4 protein-coding genes and 1 pseudogene are annotated in these 4,685 nt (G+C 72.1%); 1 reads left to right on the top strand and 4 read right to left on the bottom strand.

The genetic code is table 11. From position 1 onward, the window contains the following. The 3 genes from JL475_RS38060 to JL475_RS38050 all read right to left on the bottom strand — a co-directional run. Window positions 1-660, bottom strand: a 660-nt coding sequence (locus tag JL475_RS38060) for a biotin/lipoyl-containing protein (RefSeq protein ID WP_307825322.1), incomplete at its 3' end; no start/stop codon positions are given. A gap of 62 nt (window positions 661-722) precedes the next feature. Continuing rightward, the gene (lpdA, locus tag JL475_RS38055; RefSeq protein WP_202282777.1) at window positions 723-2,111 is read right to left on the bottom strand and encodes a dihydrolipoyl dehydrogenase; all 1,389 of its coding nucleotides are present in this window, start codon (window positions 2,109-2,111) and stop codon (window positions 723-725) included. A gap of 340 nt (window positions 2,112-2,451) precedes the next feature. Then, window positions 2,452-4,023: a leucyl aminopeptidase gene (locus JL475_RS38050; protein WP_202282776.1), complete on the bottom strand. Its 1,572-nt coding sequence runs from the start codon at window positions 4,021-4,023 to the stop codon at window positions 2,452-2,454. Window positions 4,024-4,280: 257 nt separating this feature from the next. Here JL475_RS38050 and JL475_RS40955 point away from each other — a divergent pair. Then, window positions 4,281-4,382, top strand: a pseudogene (locus JL475_RS40955) (endo alpha-1,4 polygalactosaminidase); the annotation flags it as partial. Window positions 4,383-4,400: 18 nt separating this feature from the next. On the opposite strand, the gene JL475_RS38045 reads toward JL475_RS40955, so the two are convergent. Continuing rightward, a partial coding sequence (locus JL475_RS38045) for an adenosylcobinamide-GDP ribazoletransferase (RefSeq protein WP_202282775.1) occupies window positions 4,401-4,685 on the bottom strand: 285 nt, incomplete at its 5' end.

Here is a 4,685-nt window from a genome sequence, read left to right as displayed (position 1 = left end):
CGGGGCGGGAGCCGGAGCGGGGTCGGCCGGCGCGGGGGCCGGAGCGGCCTGCGGGGCCGGGGCGGGTTCGGGCTGCGCCGGGGCGGCCGGAGCCGCCGGTGCCGGAGCGGCCGCCGGGGCGGCACCCGGAGCGCCGATGACGGCGAGCTTCGCGCCCACCTCGGCGGTCTCGTCCTCGCCGACCGTGATCTCCAGCAGCACACCGGAGGTGGGCGCCGGGATCTCGGTGTCGACCTTGTCGGTGGAGACCTCGAGCAGCGGCTCGTCGGCCTCGACGCTGTCGCCGACCGACTTCAGCCAGCGGGTGACGGTGCCCTCGGTGACGGACTCGCCGAGCGCGGGCAGGACCACGTCCGTGCCCTCGGCGGTGCCGCCGCCGGGCTGCTCGGCGGCCGGGGCCGGAGCCTCGGCAGCCGCGCCGCTGCCGTCGTCGATCAGGGCCAGCTCGGCACCGACCTCGACGGTCTCGTCCTCGGCGACCTTGATGGAGGACAGCACGCCGGAGGCCGGAGCGGGGATCTCGGTGTCGACCTTGTCGGTGGAGACCTCGAGCAGCGGCTCGTCGGCCTCGACGCGTTCGCCCTCGGCCTTCAGCCAGCGGGTGACAGTGCCCTCGGTGACGCTCTCACCGAGCGCCGGAAGGGTTACGGAAACCGCCATGGTTTCGGTTGCTCCTTATAAAAGTGCGGAAGTCTGTGTCGTCGTGCCCGTGACCGAAGGCGTCAGTCGTGGGAGTGGAGGGGCTTGCCCGCGAGGGCCAGGTGGGCCTCGCCGAGCGCCTCGTTCTGCGTCGGGTGGGCGTGGATCAGCTGCGCGACCTCGGCCGGCAGCGCCTCCCAGTTGTAGATCAGCTGGGCTTCGCCGACCTGCTCGCCCATACGGTCACCGACCATGTGGACGCCGACCACGGCACCGTCCTTGACCTGGACGAGCTTGATCTCGCCGGCGGTCTTGAGGATCTTGCTCTTGCCGTTGCCCGCCAGGTTGTACTTCAGGGCGACGACCTTGTCCGCACCGTAGATCTCCTTGGCCTTGGCCTCGGTGATGCCGACGGAGGCGACCTCCGGGTGGCAGTACGTCACCCGCGGCACGCCGTCGTAGTCGACCGGGACGGCCTTCAGGCCGGCCAGCCGCTCCGCCACCAGGATGCCCTCGGCGAAGCCGACGTGCGCCAGCTGGAGCGTGGGGACGAGGTCGCCGACGGCGGAGACGGTCGGGACGTTGGTGCGCATGTACTCGTCGACGAGGACGTAGCCGCGGTCCATGGCGATTCCGGCCTCCTCGTAGCCCAGGCCCTGCGAGACCGGGCCGCGGCCGATGGCGACGAGGAGGACCTCGGCCTCGAACTCCTTGCCGTCGGCGAGGGTGACCTTGACGCCGTCCTGGGTGTACTCGGCCTTCTGGAAGAAGGTGCCCAGGTTGAACTTGATGCCCCGCTTGCGGAAGGCGCGCTCCAGCAGCTTCGAGCTGTTCTCGTCCTCGACCGGGACGAGGTGCTTGAGGCCCTCGACGATCGTGACGTCGGTGCCGAAGGACTTCCACACGGAGGCGAACTCGACGCCGATGACGCCGCCGCCCAGCACGATCGCGGACTTCGGCACGCGGTCCAGGACGAGGGCGTGGTCCGAGGAGATGATCCGGTTGCCGTCGATCTCCAGGCCCGGCAGCGACTTCGGCACGGAGCCGGTCGCCAGCAGGACGTGGCGGCCCTGGATCCGCTGACCGTTCACATCGACGGAGGTCGGCGACGACAGCCGGCCCTCACCCTCGATGTAGGTCACCTTGCGCGAGGCGACCAGACCCTGCAGGCCCTTGTACAGGCCCGAGATCACGTCGTCCTTGTACTTGTTGACGGCCGCCATGTCGATGCCCTCGAAGGTGGCCTTCACACCGAACTGCTCGCTCTCGCGGGCCTGGTCGGCGATCTCGCCCGCGTGCAGCAGGGCCTTGGTGGGGATGCAGCCGTTGTGCAGGCAGGTACCGCCGACCTTGTCCTTCTCGATCAGGGCGACGTCCAGGCCCAGCTGCGCCCCGCGCAGCGCCGCGGCGTAACCACCGCTGCCACCGCCGAGGATCACTAGGTCGAAAACAGTGCTGGCGTCGTTCGCCACGTCACGTCCTCCATGCATGTGCGCCACGCCGGTCTCCAGTGACCGGTCGGCGGCTGGTGTCCGGCCGCTTTTGCCGTCGGCCCTTCGGTGGGGCCCTGTCCTGCCGAGCCCTATCCTCGCACTTGTCCGCACCGAACGAGACGTGGGGCGGGGGTGTGACACGTCCCACGTCCGAACGTCCGCCCGTCACGGGCGCGAGGACTTCCGGGACCGCATGCCCCGGCACACGTGCCGGCACTCGCGGCGGATCCGCAGGACGCGCCGGTCGGCGGGGCCCCGTCCTACCCGCGCACGGGGCCCCGCCGGCGACCGGTCGACGACCGGTCGGCAACCGATCGGCTCAGCCCAGGTCGCCGGCCGCCGTCTGCTCCGCGAGGCGGACCAGCGTCCGTACCGCCGAGCCCGTACCGCCCTTGGGCGTGTACCCGAAGGGGCTGCCCTCGTTGAAGGCCGGACCGGCGATGTCGAGGTGGGCCCAGGTGATGCCCTCGCCGACGAACTCGCGCAGGAAGAGCCCGGCGACGAGCCCGCCGCCCATCCGCTCACCCATGTTCGCGATGTCGGCCGTGGCCGAGTCCATGCCCTTGCGCAGGTGCTCCGGCAGCGGCATCGGCCAGGCGGGCTCGCCGACCTCCTCGGCGGCCTCGTGCACCGCCGTACGGAAGGCGTCGTCGTTGGCCATGATCCCGAACGTGCGGTTGCCCAGCGCCAGCATCATCGCGCCGGTCAGGGTCGCGACGTCCACGATCGCGTCCGGCTTCTCCTCCGAGGCGGCCCACAGCGCGTCGGCGAGGACGAGGCGGCCCTCGGCGTCGGTGTTGAGCACCTCCACCGTCTTGCCGCTGTACATGCGCAGCACGTCACCCGGGCGGGTCGCGGAACCGGAGGGCATGTTCTCGGCCAGGGCCAGCCAGCCGGTGACGTTGACCTCGAGACCGAGGCGGGCGGCGGCGACGACCGCGGCGAACACGGCGGCGGCACCGCTCATGTCGCACTTCATCGTCTCGTTGTGCCCGGCCGGCTTCAGCGAGATGCCGCCCGAGTCGTAGGTGATGCCCTTGCCGACGAAGGCGAGGTGCTTCTTCGCCTTGGCGGAGGTGTACGACAGCTTCACCAGTCGCGGGCCCGACGCCGAGCCGGCGCCGACGCCGAGGATGCCGCCGTGGCCGCCCTTGGCCAGCGCCTTCTCGTCGAGCACCTGCACCTTGATGCCGTGCTCCTTGGCCGCGGCCTGGGCGACGGCGGCGAACGCCTCGGGGTCGAGGTCGTTGGGCGGGGTGTTGATCAGGTCGCGGGCCCGGTTGAGCTCCTCGGACACCGTGGTGGCACGCTCCACGGCCTCCTTGTACGCCTTGTCGCGGGACTTGTCGCAGAGCAGCACGGCCTCGGCGAGGGGCGCCTTCGCGTCCTTCTTCTTGTCCTTGCCGCCTTCGCCCTTGTCACCCTTGGTCTTGGGGGTGTCCTTGTTCTTGTAGGCGTCGAAGGAGTAGGCGCCGAGCAGCACGCCCTCGGCGACCGCGCCGGCGTCGGCCGCGTCCGTCAGGGGGAGTGCGAACGCGGCCTTCTTGGACCCGGTGAGGGCGCGGGCGGCCACACCGGCCGCCTTGCGCAGTGCCTCGGGGTCGGGCGCGGCGTCCTTCTCGGGCTGGGTGCCCAGGCCCACCGCGACCAGGAGCGGCGTCTTGAAGCCGGCCGGCGCGGGGAGCTTCGTCACCTCACCCTCGGCGCCGGACGCGCCGAGGGTCTCCAGGACGCCGGTGAGCCTGCCGTCGTAAGCCTTGTCCACGGCTTCGGCGCCCGGTGCGACGACCAGGCCCCCGGCCTCGGACGCAGTGCCCTTGGCGACACCGATCACGATCGCGTCGGCCTTCAGACCGGGGATCGCGGCGGTGCTGAGAGTGAGAGCAGTCACGGTGGTGAATTCTCGCTTCCGATGTGAAGTTGCTGTGGCCGAAAAGCGTGGGTCGACCGGGCCCGGCGCCGACCCTAACGACGACCTGGCGGTACGGTCTCGGCGGGGCCTGCCCCGGTACGGCGCACACTGCGGACGAGCCTACGCGCGTCTGCGCGTGCGCTCCCTCGCGCGGTCTTCACCGTTCGGTGACGTGACGGACACCTTCCGGGACCCGGTCCCCTCGAGGAGTACCGGTGAGGCGCGCATGAGGCGACGTCGAGTGCGAGCTGCCCACCGACCGGTTCCGCGCCGACTCCCGGCGGCTGAGGCTGAGTTCGATGCTCAAGAAGTGCGAACCGGGGGTCTGGCGCCGTGCCCGCCGAGGCCGGCGCGGGTCAGCCCAGGGCCGCGACGACGAGCGCGGTCGTCGCCGCGGTCTCCGCGAGCGAGCCGAACACGTCGCCGGTGACCCCGCCGAAGCGGCGGACGCAGTGCCGCAGGAGCAGCTCCGCGGCCGCGACGGACAGCAGCACCGCGAGGACGGCCCGGACGGCACCGTCCGCCCCGAGCAGGGCGCCCCCGGCCGCCGCCGCCCCGGCCACCGCGAGGGCGACGCCCACCGCACCCGCCGGCGGGACGACCCCGGCGACGGCGGCCCCCAGCCCCCCGGGCCGGGCGGG

The organism is Streptomyces sp. M2CJ-2 (genome assembly GCF_016757295.1).
In the GTDB taxonomy this organism is placed as follows: Bacteria; Actinomycetota; Actinomycetes; order Streptomycetales; family Streptomycetaceae; genus Streptomyces.
Note: the sequence above shows the minus strand (reverse complement) of the source record. Positions and strands in the feature narration are given on the sequence as shown.